The organism is Cryobacterium sp. TS_SC_7, from assembly GCF_056156285.1.
In genome coordinates, this window is sequence record NZ_CM149589.1 from 1,640,020 (window position 1) to 1,659,066 (window position 19,047).

The window sequence follows — 19,047 nt, forward strand, 5'->3', positions numbered from 1 at the left end:
GTTACGGAGAACCCTATGACCACCGAATCGGTGTGGATGCCACCCAGCGCGCTCGCCCTCCTGATCGAGGAACTCGCCGTACTGGCCAGTCAGCCCAGCCCCGACGCGGCCACGGAAGAGCGAATCCGTGAGCTGCGCAAGACCCTCAGCCAGGCCGAGGCCTCCATCAAACCCGACGACGGCCTGGTCGAGCCAGGCATGCGGATCACCGCCATGCTCTCCGGCGACACCCGGGCCACGGTGTTCCTGCTCGGCGAGCGCGAACTCGTCTCCCTCGACCCGGCGGTGGAGGTGGACGTGTATTCCCCGTCGTCGCCGATGGGCAAGGCCATTATCGGGTCCTACGTCGGCGACACCGTGTCGTACACGACGCCGAACAACTCCACCGTCCAGGTCGAGATCCTCGCGGCGGTCCCGTACACCGGCGGTCGCTGAACCGACAGCCTGAACCGACGGAAATGGGGGGTACGGATGCGTCCGCACCCCCCATTCGTGTCGGTTCGGTGGGCCGGCGGTGTCGGGTCGGGTGCCGGCCGTCAGTCCGCTCGGCGCCGCACGACCACGTCGCTGACGATCACGAGCACGAACGCCAGGGCCAGGATTCCGACGTAGACCAGCGGCACCGCCGTCATCCCGACCGTGCCCAGGAGTGTGGCGCCGAGCAGGGCGCCGCCGCCGATTCCGGCGTTGAAGGCGGTGGTGTAGATCGCGCTCGCGGTGTCACGGATGCGCCGCGAGGCGGTGTGCAGCAGCCGCGTCTGCAGCAGCGGCGGAAGCACGCCGAAGGCCAGACCCCAGAGCACGAAGGCGGTGATCGCCACCGGCAGCGTCGCGGCGAAGAGCGCCAGCACCGTGACGCTCAGCGCCGACACGGCGATACCGATGACGAGGCCGAGCTGCGGCCTGGGGCCGAAAACCGTCCCGGAGAGCACCAGGCCGACCGCGCCCGCGATCCCGTAGGCGAACAGCAGGGGCGCGACCGCACCGGATCCCACGCCCATCTCGTCGATCAGGAACGGGGCGATGTAGGTGTAGAAGGTGTAGTGGCCGACCATGGTCAGGCCGGTGATGGTGCAGAGCAGGATCACGGCGCGCATCGTGGGGTCGCGGCGTGGTTCGGGGACAACGGCCGCAGGGTGTTCCACAGCGGACCCGGGACCGTCGGTCGCGGCGGAAGCGGAAGCGGCGGAGTCGGCTGCTGCGGCATCCGTCACGCGGGCCCCGTAATGCGACACCGGGGGCAGGAAGCGCCAGACGACGACCGCGCCCACCAGCATGAGGCCGGCGAGGGCCAGGAACGACAGCCGCCAGCCGAGCAGGTGGCCGGCGGCGGTGGCGATGGGCACTCCGAACACGAACGCGAGCGTTCCACCCGAGACGGTGATGGCGACGGCGCGACCGATCTGCTCACGGGGAACGAGATGGGCGGCGTACGCGCCGACCACGGCCCAGAACAAGCCGTGCGCCATGCCGCCGATGATGCGCCCACCCACCATGAACGCGTAGTTCGGGGCGATGGCGGTGAGCACGTTGCTGACTGCGAGCACGACGAGCACGAGCACGATCAGCCCGTGCCGAGGCAGGCGGCGGGTGACGTGGGCCAGTGACGTGCTCGTGAGCACCACCGTGAAAGCGAACCAGGAGACGAGCAAACCGATCTGCCCCTCACTGACCCCGAGAGCCCGGCTCATATCGGGCAGCAGCCCCGTCGGCAGCATCTCGGAGGTGACGGAGAGGAAGACGGCGGCGGCCAGGGCGAGCAGGCCCACCCAGGGGAACGGGGCGGCGGCGTCGGGGGTCGAAGGCGAGTCGCCCGAATCCCGAGGCAGATTGATGGGTGCGGTGAATGACATGGCGCTGTGGCTCACAGACGGGAACAGTGGCTGCGCGGTCGTGCCGCGGGCCGGTCCGGATTGACTGCGCGCCGACGTGCGCGCCCGGGGCCGGCGTGCTGCGCCGACCATCGACCAGCCTAGCAAACGCGCAACGGCCGGTGCCATGGGGCCGGTAACCTAGTCGGATGACTTCTTCGCTTGCGCCGAACCCCCGCCACCACTGGGTGATCACCCTCGTCTGTGTCGACCAGCCGGGTATCGTGCACGCCGTCAGCGGTGCGATCGTGCGAGCGCGCGGCAACATCACCGAGAGCCAGCAGTTCACCAGTGCCGACACCGGCCGCTTCTTCATGCGGTTGCAGGTGGAGTCCCCGGCCACACGGGCCGAGCTCGAGGAGGAGCTCGCACCGGTCGTGCGCCGGTACGAGATGGAATCCGTCATCGATGTCGTCGGACGCCCCCAGCGCACCCTGATCCTGGCGTCGACCGCCGGCAACTGCGTCAACGACATGCTTTTCCGGCAGCGCGGCGGCCAGCTTCCGATCGAGGTGCCGCTGGTGCTGAGCAACCACGGCACGCTCCGCGACCTGGTCGGTTTCTACGGGGTGCCGTTCGAGTCCCGTCCGGTGACGGATGCCGACAGCAAGGCGGCCTTCGAAGCCCGCGTCGTCGAGGCCATCGACGAGCACAACATCGAGCTCGTCGTGCTGGCCCGGTACATGCAGATCCTCTCCCCCGCTCTCTGTGAGCTGCTCGAGGGCCGTGCCATCAACATCCACCATTCCTTCCTTCCCGGATTCAAGGGCGCCAACCCCTATAAGCAGGCCCACGCCCGCGGAGTGAAGCTGATCGGGGCCACGGCTCACTTCGTCACCGGCGACCTCGACGAGGGTCCGATCATCGAGCAGAACGTCGTGCGGGTGGACCATTCGCGCACTCCGGCCGAACTCGTCGCCATCGGGCAGGATGAGGAGAGCCGCACCCTGACCCAGGCCGTCACCTGGTTCGCCGAGCACCGGGTGCTGCTGGACGGCGCCCGCACCATCATCTTCAAGTGAGTGCCCGCCTCCAGGTAGTCGCTGAGTGCTCGGTAGGATGGGGCAAGTGACCGAGACCAGCACGAAGACCAGCCCCAACGACATCGTGCGATTCCTGCTCGAACTGTTCGCGTTCATCAGCCTGGGAATCTGGGGCTTCGCGACGTGGCCGCTGCCCTGGCCCGGCGTGCTGGTCGGCATCCTGACCCCGGCCTTCGCCATCCTGGTCTGGGCGCTGTTCCGTTCCCCGAAGGCGGTCTTCCGTCTCGACCCGTTCGGCAAAGCGGTCATCGAGATCTGCGTCTTCGGTTCCGCGGCACTCGCCTGGTGGGACCTCGGCCTGCCGCTCGTAGGAGTGGTCTTCGCCCTGGTCGCCACGGTCAGCGGCGTCATCTCCGGCCGCGCGGAACTGCGCTAACCGTTCCCGCCCCTCCGCCCTGATCCCGGTACGCGGAACTCCGGGCTCGCCGGGACTGACGCACTTCGGCCAGGGAATCGCGCTCCACGGTGTCATCCTCACCCTTGAACCCGGTGAGGTCCTCGATCTGGATCCGTGGCGACACCCCGTGCCGGTCCATCGGATGCTCGGCTATGTTCCGGGTGAACCCATTCTCTACCTGCGATTGACCGGTGGCCACCACATCCTGTCCTGCTCGATTGCGCCCGCCGGGACGACAGGGGGACGGTGGCCGCCCTGCCCCCCCCCCGCCTCGATCTCGGTTGCCCCACCGCCTGACCTCCGCGCGGTGGTCGAGCCTGTCGAGACCCGGTGGTCGAGCCTGTCGAGACCCGGTGGTCGAGCCTGTCGAGACCCGGTGGTCGAGCCTGTCGAGACCCGGCGACCCACCCTCCAGACGCTCCCACGACGGTGGTCGAGCCTGTCGAGACCAGAGACCAGAGACCAGAGACCAGAGACCAGAGACCAGCTCCTACAGAGTGGCCCGTTTGCTCGGCAGCGGGATCAGGGTCTGCTCCGGGTCAACCTCCACGGGCGGTTTGAGCCAGTAGTCGTTGCCGGTGCGGATGATGCTCCAGTGCTGGTTGTGCAGGAGCAGGTGGTGCGGATGGCAGAGCAGCACCCCGTCGGCAAGGTCGGTGTACCCGTTGTCTCTCAACCATTCGTTGATGTGGTGCGCCTCAGACCACGCGGGTGATCGATCGCAATCGACCCACCGGCAGCCCCCATCGCGGACCCCCATCGCGGCGCGCTGCGCTTCGGTGAAGAGACGTTGGTCGCGGCCGACGTTGATGATCTGCCCAGTGTCGTCAACCTGGATGCCGCGGGTTCCGGTGTCGCAGAGCAACCGGTCGATGGTCTCCTGCGAGATCGGCACGGGGTTGCCCTCGATCTGACCATGGGCGGCGCCTTCGCGAGCGGCGGCGCCCGGCTGGCCCGGCTTCACGGCCTTCTCGGTCACGATCACCCGCACCGCGGGGCGGCGGCCGCCGAAGACGCGGCCCTGGTCGGCCTCGCCGGCGATCTTCAGCAACTGCACCAGAGCGTCGGCGGCGATCTGACCGGTGCTGCGCGGGTCGTCCTGCATCCGTTTCGCCCAGGCGGCCTTCTCTTTGTCGACGAAGCGCACGCCGCCACGGCGCGGGCTGGTCACGGAGTCGAACACGGAAAGGACGAATTCGCCGTCTTCGGGGGCGAAGAGCCCGTGCAGGCGCACCTTGCCGTTGCCGAGCCGGTAGACCCGCAGGAACCGGTCGTCGTGGGCCTGCTTCTCCCGGGCGGCGATGCCGGCCTCGTCGAGCTGGTCGCGCAGGCGCCGGGCGAGTTTGAAGACCTGGTCGACATTCAGCGACGCCGCCTCGACAAGGAGCGCCTCGAGGGCGGTGCCGAGCTTGTCGGCGGTGACCGCGGCATCGATCTGGCCGAGGCCGGAACGGATCGACTCGGCCGCATCGACCGAGAGGGTGCCGTCGGTGACGGCCCGGGCGATCGGCGCCTGCCACGGCACCTTCGCCACGAAAGCGGCGACGAGACCGGGATCGCTGTCGGGCGACTCCACGGCCGCCTCAACGCGTTTCTCCGCCGCTTCGGCATCGGCCATCATCGTGCCGACGGCAACGAGCTTGAACGCGTCGTTCTTGGTTGAGCCGGTCACGGTCTGGATCAGCGCCTCCGGTGAGAGGAACCCCTGCTGCGCGGCGAGACCGGAGTGGCCGAGCTCGGGCCGAGACCGGCGGGCGATGGTTGCCGCCATCCAGGCGGAGCGGGTATCCAAGAGGCGGCGCGCGGCCGCGATCTGCCTCTGACCGGCCAGCACCTCGGCGTCGGGCAGGGCCTCGTAGTCGGCGCAGGACGAGCCCAGGCGAGCGACGGCATCCGTTGCCGTTCTGAGGTCGTCTGCGGTGGTGGTCATGGTTTGAGAATACCAAAGATAGTACGCGTAAACGAGAGTCTGTCACCTATTGTTGATAATAATCTCGAATCTATCTTCTAGTAACGGCGACATGAACCGTCACGTGCGGCGGGCAGGCCGCGGCATCCGCAGCGCGTAGGCCGAGGTCGCGAAGAAGAGCAGGGCACCCACTCCGAAGGCGACGGGATAGGACACGCTGTCGACCAGAAGTCCGGCGGCCAGCGGGCCGACGATGGCGCCCAGGTCGGAGAACATCGAGAACACCGAGACGGGGCGCCCTCCGCCGGCTCCGGCGGCATCGCCGACGGATGCGGCCGGTGCGGTTCCCATGAAGGCCGAGGCCACCCCGTAGACACAGAGCAGCGCCGTGAGCACGACGATATTCGGTGCGAACGGAACAGCGAGGATGGTCACTCCGGCAACGAGGAACGCCCCGATGATGGCCGGGCGGCGACCCACGGTGTCGACGAACCGCGAGGCGGGGGCAAGAGCCACCGTCTGCGCGACGGCCGCGAAGGCGAAGGCGATGCCGGTCCACGCCGTCGGGCCTCGCAGAACCTCGACGACGAGCACGGGGATCAGCGCGTTGCGCACGCCGAACGAGTTCCAGCCGGTGGAGAAGTTGGCGATGCACGCCGCCCGGAAGCGGGTGTCCCGCAGCACCGTGCGGAACGGGATGCGCTCGGGCACTGGGCCGGCGGCGGCGACGGTCCCTCCCCGCACCGGGCGCAGCAGCACGAGCCCGAGCACACCGGCGACGGCGAGCGTGCCGGCGTAGAAGAAGAAGGGCGCCGTGAGCGAGATCGTGGCGAGGAGTCCGCCGAGCGCGGGACCAGCCATCCCGCCGAGCAGGAACCCACCCTGATAGAACCCGATGGCCCTGGCCCGGAATCCCGGGGCCGTGGAGCCGAGCAGGAGGGTCATGGCCGCCACCGTGAACATGGCCGAACCGACACCGCCGGCACCGCGCAGGAGCAGCAGCTGCGGATAGTTCTGGGCCACGCCGACCAGCCCGCTCGAGACGGCGACGATCCCGATGCCGGTGGCGAGGATCATCCGTTCGCCGGCCCAGTCGATCAGCCGGCCGGTGAAGGGGCTCGCCACGAAGCGCATCAGCGCGAACGCGGAGACCACAGCACCGATTTCCAGGTACCCCACGCCGAAGCTGCGCACATAGACGGGCAGCACCGGTACGACCACACCGAAGCCCACCATCACGAAGAACGCGATCACGCCGAGCACGTAGACCTCGCGGGACAGCCGGGGTCGGCTGTCGCCGGGGGTCTCGCCGCCGCGGCGGATTCGTGCGAATCGCATTATCTCAGGGTAAACCGTGGCCCGGCGTCCGACCGCCGCGCGCTGCCCCCGCGCCGCTGACGAATTCGACGGAGATTCTGCCGACATCGGCCTCATCCGGGCCCTAAACGGTATTTGTCAACCTGTGTGAGACAGGGTGAGGATGGTTTTTTGGTGCGGGTCGTTGATGCAGACGCGCCGGTGCAGGGTGGGTGGTTTGGGCCGGTGATTGAATCGTTCGGGGTGCGCGGTGGCGGTGCGGTCGAGTAGCTTGCGTCGGGCCGCGCTGATGGCAGTGGTGCGGCCGTGGTGGACGTTGTCGGGTGTGTGCCAGCCGATGCCGGAGTGGCGGTGGTTCTGGTTGTATTCGCGGAAAAACCAGTGGCAGAATTCCTCGGCGGTGGCGAGGTCGGGGAAAGATCCCGGGAAGGCTTCGTCGTATTTCAGCGTCTTGAAGAGTGCTTCGGAGAAGGGGTTGTCGTTGGAGACTTTCGGCCGGGAGAAGGACTTCCCGATGCCGAGCTTTTCCAAGAGCACGGATACGGGTTGGCTGACCATCGCGGCCCCGTTATCGGAGTGCAGGTAGCCGGGTGCTTTCCCGTTCAAGGTGACGGCGGTCTGGATCATGTCTTGGGCGAGGTCGCTGTCTTCGTAGTTCTCGATCCGCCAGCCCACGGCCCGGCGGGACCAGATATCGATGATGACGTAAAGGTGGAACCGCTGGCCGCGGCGCGGGCCACGGACCTTCGTGATGTCCCACGACCAGACTTGGGAGGGGCCGGTGGCGACCAGTTCCGGGATCTTCTTGGGCGAGCCCGTGGCCTGCCGGCGGCGGTCGCCGACTTGGCCGGCCTCGCGGGCGATGCGGTACCAGGACGACTTCGACGCCACATAGTGGCCGTCATCCCAGGCCCGGTAGAACGCCTGACACACTGATAATCCGGCGTAGGTGGCGAGGTTGAGGGTCTCCAACACCGACGCCCGCTCCGAGGCTGACAACGCCGCCGGCTGGTAGCGATCGCCCTGCGGCATTGGTGCCCGCTTATCGGCCGCGGGGCGGCCGTGGCGGTAGAACGAGGCCCGCGAGTAGCCGACCAAACGGCAGGCCCGGACCCGCGACATCCCCGTGACGGCGAGGTCGGTGACGGCACGGAACCTTATTCGTCCCGCTTCCGGCTCTGGAACGCCGGCGGGATCGAGGGTTGGTCCGGCAGCGGGGGCGCCTTGATTTGCGAGCTCTTGGCCAAAGCAGCCAAGAGCTCGGATGCTTTTCCCAGCACCTCCACCGCAGCTTCCGACTGGTCCAGCTGCGCTTTCAACCGCTCATTCTCACGCTGCAGCCGCCGATAATCGGCGCGCTCTTCTTTGCTCATCACGTACTTATTCTTACGGGCATCGGACACGATCAGCAGCCCCTCACGGCGCTGTTTGTCCCACCCGTTCACCGTGCTCGGACTGATCCCGAGCTGACGGCAGAACGCGGAACGCTGGCCATGCTCGAGGAGCGTGTCCCACCGGCCCAGGATCGCCAACCGCTCATTCGGGCTATACCGCTGATACTTCGATACTCGTTCGGGCAACTCTGAAATATCCAACTGGACTCTCGATTCCCCGCCCCAAACGCGGCCTGTAGTGAAACACGAACTGTCTCACTACAGGCTGACACTCAGGGTAAATGCCCTTCTCGCCGAAATTCTCCGTCGAATTGGTTCCGTGACGGGGTCAGCGGGTGAGCACGCCGGCCGACACCGGCTCGCGAGCGGCGAGCCGGGCCTTCACCGCGGCATCCCGGCGGCCGCCGATCGCCCGCAACGCGTTCAGGATCGTGGCCAGGTCCACGAATTCCTGCAGCAGGGCTCCGACCGTGGCCGGGATGAAACCGAACGCGGCCAGCAGCATGAGACCGAGGCTCATGGCGATCCCCAGCCAGATGCTCTGCAGTGCGATCCGGATGGTGTCCTGGCCGATCGCGACCGCCCGCGCCGTTCGGGTCAGGTCGTCGATCAGGATGACGACGTCTGCCGACTCGCTCGCGGCAGTGGCCCCGCGCGCGCCCATGGCAATGCCGACATCGGCGACGGCCAGCACGGGCGCGTCGTTCACGCCGTCGCCGACCATGATCACCGGGCGTTTGGCCAGGCCCTTCACCGCGTTGACCTTGTCCACGGGCAGACAGTCCGCCTGCACGTGCTCGATCCCGACCAGTGCGGCGATGTGCTCGGCGGTGGGCCGGGCGTCTCCGGTGAGCATCACGGTGTCACTCAGTCCGAGGGCACGGAAGTCGGCCATGGTCTGCGGTGCGTTCTCCCGCAGACTGTCGCTGGCGACGATGCTCCCGGCGAACCGGCCGTCGACGGCGAGGTAGATCGCCAGTTCGCCGCCCTCGAGCGGCGCGGCCACGGCATCCGGTGCCCGGTCACGAATGTAGGACAGCTTGCCGACGGTCACCTCGCGGTCTCCCAAACGGGCGACGACCCCGTGCGCCGGAACCTCGTTCGCGGTCTCCGTCGAGGTGAGTTCGAGCCCGCGGCTGCGGGCCGCCGCGATAACGGATGCCGCGAGCACATGTGACGAGTACTGCTCCGCCGATGCGGCGAGGGCAAGCAGTTCATCCTCGCCGAAGCCGGGTTGGGGCAGCACCCGGGCGATGGTCGGTGTGCCGTGGGTGAGCGTGCCGGTCTTGTCGAAGACGACGGTTTTGGCGCGGGAGAGCATCTCGAGCACGCCGCCGCCCTTGACGATGATGCCGTTGCGCGCGGCCCGGCTCATCCCGCCCATGAATGCGACGGGTGCGGAGATCAGCAGCGGGCAGGGGGTGGCCACCACCAGAACCTCGGCGAACCGGGCCGGGTCGCCGCTGATGATCCAGGCGAGACCGGCGATCGAGACCGACACCGCCGTGAACGGAACGGCGTAGCGGTCGGCCAGGCGCACCACCGGGGCCTTACTGGCCGCGGCTTCCTCGACCAGCGCGATGATCTGCTGATACTGGCTGTCGGCGGCCGACCGTGTCGCCCTGATGGTGGCGGCGGCCTGGCCGTTGATCGACCCGCTCAGCACGGCGTCGCCGGCCTGACGTTCCACCGGGAGGCTTTCTCCGGTCAGCGACGACTCGTCGAACGCGGCGCTGACGGAGACCAGCTCGCCGTCCACCGGCACGATCTCAGCCGGGCGGACGAGGAGCAGGTCGCCCGGCCGCACCTCGGTGGCGGGCACGTCCTCCACCTCGCCGTTTCCGTGGTCCCCGGCGTCGGTGCTGTTGCCGCCGATCAGCCGATGCGCGATCTGCGGGGCCCGCCGGAGCAGTGCGTCGAGCTCGCGCTTGGCGCGGTTCACGGCGAAGTCCTCCAGGGCCGCGCCACCGGTCAGCATCAAGACGATGATGAGGGTGGCGACGTACTCGCCGACCAGGACCGTGGCGACGATGGCCATGATCGCCAGCACATCGATCCCGAAGGTACCGTGTCGCAGCCGTCGCATCATGCCGATCGTTTCGTAACCGGCGACCAGGAGACCGAATCCGCTGAACAGCCAGCGCACGGCATCCGTCTGGCCGAACAGGGCCAGCACAGCGCCGACGAGCCCGAGCAACACGGTCGTGGCGACGAGAGGGTACCGACGAATGGCCGCAACAAGACTGGACATACCCCAAGTCTCGCTCCGTCTGCAGGCGGGCGCCAGCAAGGAAAGGCTCCCCTGTGCGGCCGGTGTCGAGGTGGCCCTGATCCGATCTCAGAGTGCGAGCGCCACCATGAATGCCGCGTTGACGGCGTCGCCGACCTTGGCCGGGGACACGCAATCGCCGAGCGGATGCACGTTGGCGCGGCCGGCGAGCGCCAGCGTGAGCGCGGTGTTGGGTCGCACTCCGAAAGCGGCCACGACGGTGTCGGCGTCCACGCGGGCGACATCGTCGGCACCGTCGGCACCGTCGGCGCCGGAGACGGTGACCCCGTCGATATCGATCGCGGTGACGGTGTGCCCGGTGAGGATGCGCACACCCCCCTCTGCCAGCTGGCGGAGCAGGGTGATCCGGTTGATGATGATCATGTCGCGGGCCAGTTCGTCGGCGAGTTCGACGATCGTGACCTCGTGGCCCTGGCCCGCGAGTTCAAGCGCCGCGTCGCAGCCGGACAGCCCGCCGCCGGCGATGACCACGCGCGGCCCGACGGGCGCGCCCCGGTGGAACTCGAGCACGTCGATCACATTCGGGCCGTCGATGCCGTCGATCGGAGGGAGCAGCGGCAGGGAACCGGTCGCGACGACGATCTCATCCGCACCGTCGAGCTCGGCGGAGTCGGCGCTGATCGGGTGCCCCAGGTGCAGGGTGACCGGCAGTTTCGCCAGCTGGCGTTCCCACCAGCCGATCATGGCACGGAGCTCCTTCTTGAAGTCGGGCGTCGCGGCCGGCCACAGGACGCCGCCGAGCTGGGTGCCTGCCTCGTAGAGTTCGACCGTGTGCCCGCGCAGCCCGGCGACCCTGGCTGCTTCCAGGCCTCCGGGGCCGCCGCCGATGATCACGACGCGCTTGGCCGCGGGGGCCGGATCGATGCGGCGCTCGCGTTCGAAACCGACCTGGGGGTTGACCGCGCAGCCGAGGGGCAGGGCGAAGAAGGCGTTGCCGACGCAGAGTGAGTTGCAGCGGATGCACGGACGGATGTCGTCGCGGCGCCCGCCGGCGAGTTTGCCGGCCCACTCGGGGTCGGCGATCAGGCCCCGGCCGATGCCCGCGAAGTCGGCGTCACCGGCGAGGAGTGCCGCCTCCGCGTTCTCCGGGGTGAGGTTGCCGACGGCCATGACCGGGATGTCCACGACGTCCTTGAGCGCCCGAGCGGCGGGGACCATGCAGGCGTCGCCGAGATAGTAGGGCGGGAAGACGTAGTCCATCGCCTCGTAGGAACCGTCGTCGGCGATGATCAGGTCGAGACCGGCGGCGGCCAGCACGACGGCGATGGCCTGGCCGTCTTCCGTGGTGCGGCCGCCCGGGAAGCGGTGGTTCACGGACAGCCGGAAGCTGATCGGCAGGCCGGGAGCGGCCGCGCGCACGGCCGCGATGATCTCGACGGCGAAGCGACAGCGGTTCTCGACCGACCCGCCGTACAGGTCGGTGCGGCGGTTCCAGCACGCGCTCATGAACTGGTCGATGAGGTAACCGGTATGGCCGTGGATGTCGATGGCGTCGATTCCGGCCGCGGCGGCCCGGGCGGCGGCTTCGCCGAAGCGGCGCACCAGCACCTGAATCTCGGCGACCTCCAGCGGGCGGCAGATCACGCTCGGGTCGGCGTAGTGCGGGTTGTCCGAGGCGGAGATGGGCGCACGGTCAGGATCGATCACGTTGAGGTTGCGGCCGAGGCCGGCCGTGAGCTGCAGGGAGACGAGGCCGCCGACGGCGTGGATCGACTCGGCGAGGGCGGTCAGTCCCGGCAGGCTCGCGTCCGTGTCCACCCGGCACAGGCCGGGGTTGATGACCTCGTAGTCCTGCGAGACGGCACTGATTCCCGTCATCACCAGGCCGGTGCCGCCGCGGGCCCGCTCGGTGTAATAGGCGATTTCCTGCTCGGTGAAAAGCCCGTCGTGCGTGCCCATCTCGGTACCCATCGGGGCCATGATGACCCGGTTGGGAAGTTCGAGGGTGCCGATGCGGCCGGGAGCGAGAACGTGATTGAAGAGTGCCATGGTGATTCCCCTATGAACGATTTCTGGTGTCATCGTCGGCCTGGGGCCCATTCCTGCGGGTGGAACGTGGAGCAAGTGGCGAGTACGTGAGTGGTTCCAACTCTAGAGCCGGGACGGACCCCACTCCTCGTTCGCCCTCGGCCCGGCCCCGAGGCGGGCTCCCGCGAACAAAGAAAGGCCCCGACCATCCGGTCGGGGCCTTTCTTCGGCGGGCGGGTTACGCCAGGCGCGCCTGAAGGTTCTCCGCGATGGCCGCAAGGAACTCCTCGGTCGTCTGGAAGGCCTGCTCCGGGCCCACGAGAAGAGCGAGGTCCTTGGTCATCTTGCCGCTCTCGACGGTCTTGATGACCACGTCTTCGAGCGTGTTGGCGAATTCGGCGAGCGCCGGGTTGCCGTCGAGCTTGGCGCGGTGCGCGAGGCCGCGGGTCCAGGCGTAGATCGAGGCGATCGGGTTGGTCGAGGTGGGCTTGCCCTGCTGGTGCTGGCGGTAGTGACGCGTCACTGTTCCGTGCGCGGCCTCAGCCTCGACGACCTTGCCATCGGGCGTGGAGAGCACGCTGGTCATCAGGCCGAGTGAGCCGAAGCCCTGCGCGACGGTGTCGGACTGCACGTCGCCGTCGTAGTTCTTGCAGGCCCAGACGTAGCCGCCCTCCCACTTCATGGCCGAGGCGACCATGTCGTCGATCAGGCGGTGCTCGTAGCTGAGGCCGGCCGCGTCGTAGCGGGCCTTGAACTCGGCGTCGAAGATCTCCTGGAAGATGTCCTTGAAGCGTCCGTCGTAGGCCTTGAGGATCGTGTTCTTGGTGGACAGGTAGACCGGGTACTTGCGCTCGAGGCCGTAGTTCAGCGACGCGCGGGCGAAGTCGCGAATCGAGTTGTCGAGGTTGTACATTCCCATCGCGACACCGCTGCCGGGGGCCTGGAAGACCTCGAACTCCTGCGGCGCGGAACCATCCTTCGGGGTGAAGGTCATGCTGAGCGTGCCCTCCCCCTCGAAGCGGAAGTTGGTGGCCTTGTACTGGTCGCCGAACGCGTGGCGGCCGATGATGATCGGCTTGTTCCACCCCGGCACGAGGCGCGGGATGTTGGAGATGATGATGGGCTCGCGGAAGATGGTGCCGCCGAGGATGTTGCGGATGGTTCCGTTGGGCGAGGCCCACATCTTCTTCAGGCCGAATTCCTCGACGCGTGCCTCGTCGGGCGTGATGGTCGCGCACTTGACGCCGACGCCGTGCTTCTGGATGGCCCGGGCCGAGTCGATCGTGATCTGGTCGTCGGTCTCGTCGCGCTTCTGGATCGACAGGTCGTAATACTCGAGGTCGATGTCGAGATACGGGTGGATCAAGGTCTCCTTGATCGCGTGCCAGATGATGCGGGTCATCTCGTCCCCGTCGAGCTCGACGACAGTGCCTTCAACCTTGATCTTCGCCAATGGAAATCTCCTCAGAATATCGGGGGGCAAGAACAGCCACACCGATTCTAGTGGAGGCCGGTAATTATCTTGACATCGAGACACTTTTACGGATGTCCCGGGCGGCATGCTCCTGCCGCCGTGTCGTCCGAAAAACCGACTACCCGACCAGCTCCGGCGCACGTTAGCCTGTTCGCATGGGTGATCTACGTCTGGAAGAACTGTCCGCGCGCAACATCGTCGCGGCGAATAGCCTGAGCCTGAAACCCGGGCAGGAGCAGTTCATCGCCCCGGTCTCGTACGCGGTCGCGGCATCCGTCATCAACCCGGCCACCGCCTGGCAGCGCGTCGTCGTGCTCGACGGCGAGGTCGCCGGGTTCATCCACGGCAATTTCGACCCCGACTCCGAGCACGAGGAATTCCGCGCCTGCATCTGGCGCATCAACGTGGATGCGGAAGCCCAGGGCAAGGGCGTCGGCAAATTCGCCGCCGACGCACTGGCCACCGAGGCCCGCAAGCGCGGGTTCGACCACATCACCGTGATCTGGGAGCCCGGTGAAGAGGGCCCGGAGGAATTCTTCCACCACCTCGGCTTCAGCGACGTCGGCCAGACCGCCTACGGCGAGACCATCGGCGCGCTGCAGCTCTGACCGGCGACCGCCCCGACGCCGACCCGATGACGGATGCCGCCACCCGGGAACCCGGGTTCGTCCTCCACGTTCTCGGCATCGTGGAATCGATCCCGCCCGGTCGCGTGATGACCTACGGCGACGTCGCGGCGGTGCTCGGTTCGCGAGGCGCCCGACTGGTGGGGCAGATCATGGCGCACCACGGCGCCGACCTGCCGTGGTGGCGGGTGATCCGGGCCGGCGGGCACCCGCGGATCGGGCACGAGGAGCGCGCACTTCGCCACTACAACGCGGAGGGCACGCCCCTGCAGGCCGCACCGGACGGCTACCGAATCGACTACCCGGCGGCACGCTGGACTCCGGCATAGCGATCCCGGCCGGGATGCCCGCAAAGCCTAGGCTCCGGGCCATCTCTGGTGTTACCTTTTTCGCATGGACAGCGAAAACACCGCCGCACACACGGCCCTCGATCCCCTCGTCACCGACCCGGGCTCCTACCGCGTACTCCTCGAGAACGACCGCGTTCGCGTACTCGAGTTCCTCGACGCCCCCGGCGACGAGACCAATCCCCATGAGCATCCCGACAGCGTCATGATCACCCTCAACGCCTACGCCCGGCGCCTGTCGTCGGAGGGGCGCGAGATCGACGTCGAACTGCCCGCCGGCGAGACCCGCTGGCTGCCGGCCCAGGAGCACGCCGGACTGAACATCGGCAGCACACCGTCGCACGCGATCTTCGTCGAGCTCAAAGAGGCACCCGTCACCCCGCGGGACCCTGGCTACCGCCCGCTCGGGCCGGTCGCCTCCAACCGACCTCTGTCGGGCACGCCGCTCTCCGACGCCTCGAGCGATGAAGAGAAGGCGTGGGGTTTCGCCTAACCCCGCACCCGCTTCACCGCCCGCATCCGTCACCGTCGCGGCGCACCTTGTGGAGGCCGGCGCACGTTCTACCGTGCGCCCACTTCCGCAGGGTGCGCCGCGCAGCGCGAGACCCGCCGACGCGAGACCTGCCGACTACACCAGAGAGTCGCGCCAGGCGGCGTGCAGCTGCGCGAACCGGCCGGTGCCGGCGATCAGCTGGTCGGGCGTGCCGTCCTCCACGACGCGACCGTGCTCCATCACCAGCACCCGGTCGGCGATCGCCACGGTCGACAGCCGGTGCGCGATGATCACGGCGGTGCGGCCCCCGAGCAGGGTCTGCAGGGCCTGCTGCACCAGGCGCTCGCTCGGGATGTCCAGGCTCGAGGTGGCCTCGTCGAGAATGAGCACGGCCGGGTCGGCCAGGAACGCCCGCGCGAACGAGATCAGCTGGCGCTGCCCGGCGGAGACGCGCCCGCCGCGCTTGTTCACGTCGGTGTCGTACCCGTTCGGCAGACCGGCGATGAAGTCGTGCGCACCGACGGCCTTCGCCGCGGCCACGATCTCGGCGGGCGTCGCATCCGGTTTGCCGATCGAGATGTTGTCGGCGACCGACCCGCTGAACAGGTAGGCCTCCTGCGTGACCATCACGATCGCCCGGCGCAGGTCCTTGGGGTGCAGGTCGCGCAGGTCGACGCCGTCGAGGGTCAGCCGGCCCTCCGACGGGTCGTAGAAGCGGGCCATCAACTTGGCCAGGGTGGACTTGCCGGCCCCGGTCGACCCGACCAGGGCAATGGTCTGCCCGGCCGGGATCGACAGGTCGAAGCGCGGCAGGATGACCCGATCGCTCTGGTAGGCGAATTGCACACCCTCGAACGAGACCGCGCCCTTCGCCGCCCAGAGGTCCACCGGGGTCACCGGGTCCGGCACGCCCGGGTGTTCCTCGAGCACCCCGGAGATCTTCTCCAGCGCCGCGGCGGCCGACTGGTAGGAGTTGTAGAACATCGCCATCTCCTCCATCGGGTCGAAGAACCGGCGGGTGTAGAGCAGCGCGGCGAGGAGCGCGCCGATGGCGAGCTGCCCGTCGACGACACGGAACCCGCCGACCAGCAGCACGACCGCGACGGCCACGTTCCCGATCAACACGAGTCCCGGGTCGAAGATGCCGAACAGCTGGATGACCCGGCTGTTCACCTTCCGGTAGTCCTCGACCAGTTCGCCGAACACCTTCTCGTTGCGCTTCTCGGCCCGGAAGGCCTTGACCGCACGGATGCCCGTCATGGTCTCCACGAACTGCACGATCAGGCTCGCCGACGCCGTTCTCGACCGTCGGAAGAGCGTCTGCGAGCGCACCTGGAACCAGCGGGTGAGCAGGGCCAGCGGCACGATCGACGCGAGCAGGACCAGCCCGCTGGTGCCGTCGAGCAGGAACAGGGCGATCGCGGTGAACACCATGTAGAGCAGACCCTGCACGAGCTGGTTGATGCCGGAGTCCAGCAGTTCCCGGATGGCGTCGAGGTCGCTGGTCTGCCGGGAGATGATGCGGCCCGAGGTGTACGACTCGTGGAATTCGAGGCTCAGCCGCTGTGTGTGCAGGAAGACCCGCTTGCGCAGGTCGATCAGTACGGCCTGGCTGATCCTGGCCGACATGATCGTGTACCAGGCGATCAGGAAGGCCCCGACCACACCCGTGGCGAGGTAGACCACTCCGGTCGCGGCGAGCGGCACCCAGTCCTGCTCCATCAAGGCGGGCAGGCCTCGGTCGATCCCGAACGCGATCAGGGCCGGACCGGCAACCTGCGCGGCCGTGGAGACGACGACGATAAGCATCGCCGCGACGACGGGCCAGCGCACGGGGCGCAGCAGCGACCCGAGCAGGCGCAGCGACCGGCGCCGGATCTGCTTGCTCTCCGCGGCGGTGAAATTGCTGCGGTCTTCCCCCTCGACACCGATGACACTCATCGCGCCACCTCCTCTCGCGCTGACTCTCGTCGTTCTTCGTCTTCCAGGCTCGAGATCACGAACTTGTAGTGCTCGCTCTCCCGGAGCAGGTCGGAGTGCCGTCCGACGGCGGTGACGCGCCCGTTCTCGAGCAGTGCCACCCGGTCGGCGAGCATCACAGTCGAAGGTCGGTGCGCCACGATCAGCGCCGTGGTTGAGGACAGCACCTCGCGCAGTGCGGCCTCCACGAGGGATTCCGTGTCCACGTCGAGGGCCGACAACGGGTCGTCGAGCACGAGCACGGCGGGCTTCGCCGCCACCGCCCGGGCGAGCGCGATCCGCTGCCGCTGGCCGCCGGACAGGCTCATCCCCTCCTCGCCGACGAGCGTGTCCACGCCCTCCGGGAGGTCGTGGGCGAAACCGGCCTGGGCGACCATCAGCGCCTCCTCGAGTGCGGCATCCGCTTCGGGCGAGCGCTCGGCCCACTCCGGGCGACCGAGCAGCACGTTGTCGCGCACGGATGCCGAGAACAGCGTCGCATCCTCGAACGCCATCGACAGATGGCGGCGAAGCTCCTCGCGGCTGAGGTGGCGCACGTCGACCCCGTCGAGGGTCACCGCCCCCTCGGTCACGTCGTACAGGCGCGTGGTCAGCGCCGTCAGGGTGGACTTGCCGGAGCCGGTCAGGCCGACGAGCGCCATGGTCTCCCCCGGTTCGAGCACCAGGTCGACGCCGTCGAGCAGATCCGGGAAACGGCTCGGCGAGTCGGGATAGCGGAAGTGCACACGCTCGAACGCCAGGCGGCCGCGGGGCCTGTCAAGTGTGACCGGATGCTCGGGGTCGGTGATCGCGTTCGGCGCGTCAAGCACGTCGAAGAACCGGTCGGTCGCGGTGCGGGCGTCGAAGGTCATCGACAGCAGGAACCCGACCGACTCGATCGGCCAGCGCAGTACGGTGGCCGTGGCGAAGAACGCCACCAGCCCGCCGACGCTGAACTCGCCCTGGCTGGCGAGCCACACGCCGGCGACGAGGCAGAGGGCGAAGGCCACATCCGGGATCATCAGCAGCCACAGCCAGATGCCGGCGATGGCGCGGGCCTTCTCGATCTCCGTGCCGCGCAGGCTCTCGGCCTGGTCGGAGAAGTTCTTCAGCGCGAATTTGCCACGCCCGAAGGCCTTGAGCACCCGGATGCCGTGCACCGACTCCTCGACGGCCGTCGCGAGGTCGCCGGCCTGATCCTGGCTGCGGCGCGCGACGACGGAGTACTTCTCCTCGAACAGGTAGCCGACGATCCAGAGCGGCACGGAGCAGACCAGGAAGATCACGCCGAGGATCCAGTTCATCGACACCAGGATCACGGCGCCGATCACGATCGTCACCACGTTCACGATCAGCAGCACGAGCCCGAACGAGATCCACCGGCGGATCAGGTTGAGGTCGCTGACGGCGCGGGAGAGCAGCTGGCCGCTCGGCCACTTGTCGTGGAACGTCACCGGAAGGTCCTGCAGCCGGGCGTAGAGCGCGTTGCGCATCCGGGCCTCGATGTGGGTGCCGGGGCCGAGCACGAACCAGCGCCGCAGCGCGATCAAAACCGCCTCGATCACGCCGAGGACGAGCACGACGATGACGGCGGGCCAGATCTGAGAGGCGTCCTGCCGAGTCAGGGCCCCGTCGACGAGGCGCTGCAGCACCTGCGGGATCGCGAGCGCCACGAGCGCCGCCAGCAGGGCGGCGAGCATGCCGAGCGCCAGGCGCGGCAGGGCCGGGCGGGCGAAGGGGTAGAGGCGCATCAGCACCTGGACGGTGTTCCGGCGCGCCGGGTCGGTGGCGGAGCCGGGTCCCGCTGCGGGGTCGGGATCGGGCGGATGGCTGTGGTCAGTGAGCGTGGTCACGAATGAGTCCTGAACGAGTCTGGTGCAGGCGAACGGCGCCGTAGGGCGTCGGGAGGCCGGCCGGAATCGGGACGGCCGGGGTGGGGGAAGCCAGGATGCTTCCGGT

At 68.3% G+C, this 19,047-nt stretch carries 16 protein-coding genes; 6 read left to right on the forward strand and 10 right to left on the reverse strand.

Going from position 1 to position 19,047, the window contains the following annotated elements:
* The first annotated feature begins 15 nt into the window (after positions 1 to 15).
* Positions 16 to 435, forward strand: a complete 420-nt coding sequence (locus AC0J5J_RS07560) for a GreA/GreB family elongation factor (RefSeq protein ID WP_134424395.1) — start codon at positions 16 to 18, stop codon at positions 433 to 435.
* A 101-nt stretch (positions 436 to 536) separates the two neighbouring features.
* Here AC0J5J_RS07560 and AC0J5J_RS07565 read toward each other — a convergent pair whose 3' ends face one another.
* Entirely contained in the window at positions 537 to 1,853 is a 1,317-nt protein-coding gene (locus AC0J5J_RS07565) for an MFS transporter (RefSeq protein WP_474900155.1), read from the reverse strand.
* A gap of 167 nt (positions 1,854 to 2,020) precedes the next feature.
* Between AC0J5J_RS07565 and purU the strand changes: the two genes are divergently transcribed.
* The gene (gene purU / locus AC0J5J_RS07570; RefSeq protein ID WP_134424397.1) at positions 2,021 to 2,893 is read left to right on the forward strand and encodes a formyltetrahydrofolate deformylase; all 873 of its coding nucleotides are present in this window, start codon (positions 2,021 to 2,023) and stop codon (positions 2,891 to 2,893) included.
* Positions 2,894 to 2,939: 46 nt separating this feature from the next.
* Positions 2,940 to 3,290 carry a YrdB family protein gene (locus AC0J5J_RS07575; protein WP_474900156.1) on the forward strand — a complete coding sequence of 117 codons (351 nt, stop codon included), beginning with the start codon at positions 2,940 to 2,942 and terminating at the stop codon, positions 3,288 to 3,290.
* 511 nt (positions 3,291 to 3,801) lie between these two features.
* Here the strand turns inward: AC0J5J_RS07575 and AC0J5J_RS07580 are convergent.
* The 7 genes from AC0J5J_RS07580 to AC0J5J_RS07610 form a co-directional block, all read right to left on the reverse strand.
* Positions 3,802 to 5,241 (reverse strand): DUF222 domain-containing protein, encoded by a 1,440-nt coding sequence (locus AC0J5J_RS07580; protein ID WP_474900157.1) that lies wholly within the window; start codon positions 5,239 to 5,241, stop codon positions 3,802 to 3,804.
* A 99-nt stretch (positions 5,242 to 5,340) separates the two neighbouring features.
* Positions 5,341 to 6,558, reverse strand: coding sequence for an MFS transporter (locus AC0J5J_RS07585; protein ID WP_474900158.1), 1,218 nt, complete (start codon positions 6,556 to 6,558; stop codon positions 5,341 to 5,343).
* 117 nt (positions 6,559 to 6,675) lie between these two features.
* The gene (locus AC0J5J_RS07590; RefSeq protein WP_474900159.1) at positions 6,676 to 7,659 is read right to left on the reverse strand and encodes an IS3 family transposase; all 984 of its coding nucleotides are present in this window, start codon (positions 7,657 to 7,659) and stop codon (positions 6,676 to 6,678) included.
* A gap of 35 nt (positions 7,660 to 7,694) precedes the next feature.
* On the reverse strand, positions 7,695 to 8,132 hold the full coding sequence (locus tag AC0J5J_RS07595; RefSeq protein ID WP_474900160.1) for a transposase: 438 nt from the start codon (positions 8,130 to 8,132) through the stop codon (positions 7,695 to 7,697).
* 127 nt (positions 8,133 to 8,259) lie between these two features.
* Complete coding sequence (locus AC0J5J_RS07600; protein ID WP_474900161.1) at positions 8,260 to 10,182, reverse strand: heavy metal translocating P-type ATPase; 1,923 nt, start codon at positions 10,180 to 10,182, stop codon at positions 8,260 to 8,262.
* Positions 10,183 to 10,269: 87 nt separating this feature from the next.
* Complete coding sequence (locus tag AC0J5J_RS07605; RefSeq protein ID WP_474900162.1) at positions 10,270 to 12,210, reverse strand: oxidoreductase; 1,941 nt, start codon at positions 12,208 to 12,210, stop codon at positions 10,270 to 10,272.
* Between the two features lie 217 nt (positions 12,211 to 12,427).
* Positions 12,428 to 13,642 carry an NADP-dependent isocitrate dehydrogenase gene (locus tag AC0J5J_RS07610; RefSeq protein WP_134424774.1) on the reverse strand — a complete coding sequence of 405 codons (1,215 nt, stop codon included), beginning with the start codon at positions 13,640 to 13,642 and terminating at the stop codon, positions 12,428 to 12,430.
* Positions 13,643 to 13,818: 176 nt separating this feature from the next.
* On the opposite strand from AC0J5J_RS07610, the gene AC0J5J_RS07615 reads away from it, so the two are divergent.
* The 3 genes from AC0J5J_RS07615 (at position 13,819) to AC0J5J_RS07625 (ending at position 15,129) form a co-directional block, all read left to right on the forward strand.
* Complete coding sequence (locus tag AC0J5J_RS07615) at positions 13,819 to 14,271, forward strand: GNAT family N-acetyltransferase (protein WP_134424773.1); 453 nt, start codon at positions 13,819 to 13,821, stop codon at positions 14,269 to 14,271.
* A 26-nt stretch (positions 14,272 to 14,297) separates the two neighbouring features.
* A complete protein-coding gene (locus tag AC0J5J_RS07620; protein ID WP_474900163.1) occupies positions 14,298 to 14,618 on the forward strand; it encodes an MGMT family protein in 321 nt (106 codons plus the stop codon).
* Positions 14,619 to 14,682: 64 nt separating this feature from the next.
* Positions 14,683 to 15,129, forward strand: a complete 447-nt coding sequence (locus AC0J5J_RS07625; protein WP_474900164.1) for a cupin domain-containing protein — start codon at positions 14,683 to 14,685, stop codon at positions 15,127 to 15,129.
* 135 nt (positions 15,130 to 15,264) lie between these two features.
* Here AC0J5J_RS07625 and AC0J5J_RS07630 read toward each other — a convergent pair whose 3' ends face one another.
* Together AC0J5J_RS07630 and AC0J5J_RS07635 are read right to left on the reverse strand one after the other, a co-directional pair.
* A complete protein-coding gene (locus tag AC0J5J_RS07630; protein ID WP_474900165.1) occupies positions 15,265 to 17,070 on the reverse strand; it encodes an ABC transporter ATP-binding protein in 1,806 nt (601 codons plus the stop codon).
* Entirely contained in the window at positions 17,067 to 18,839 is a 1,773-nt protein-coding gene (locus AC0J5J_RS07635; RefSeq protein WP_474900203.1) for an ABC transporter ATP-binding protein, read from the reverse strand. The genes AC0J5J_RS07630 and AC0J5J_RS07635 overlap by 4 nt, the downstream gene beginning before the upstream one ends.
* Positions 18,840 to 19,047 lie beyond the last annotated feature (208 nt).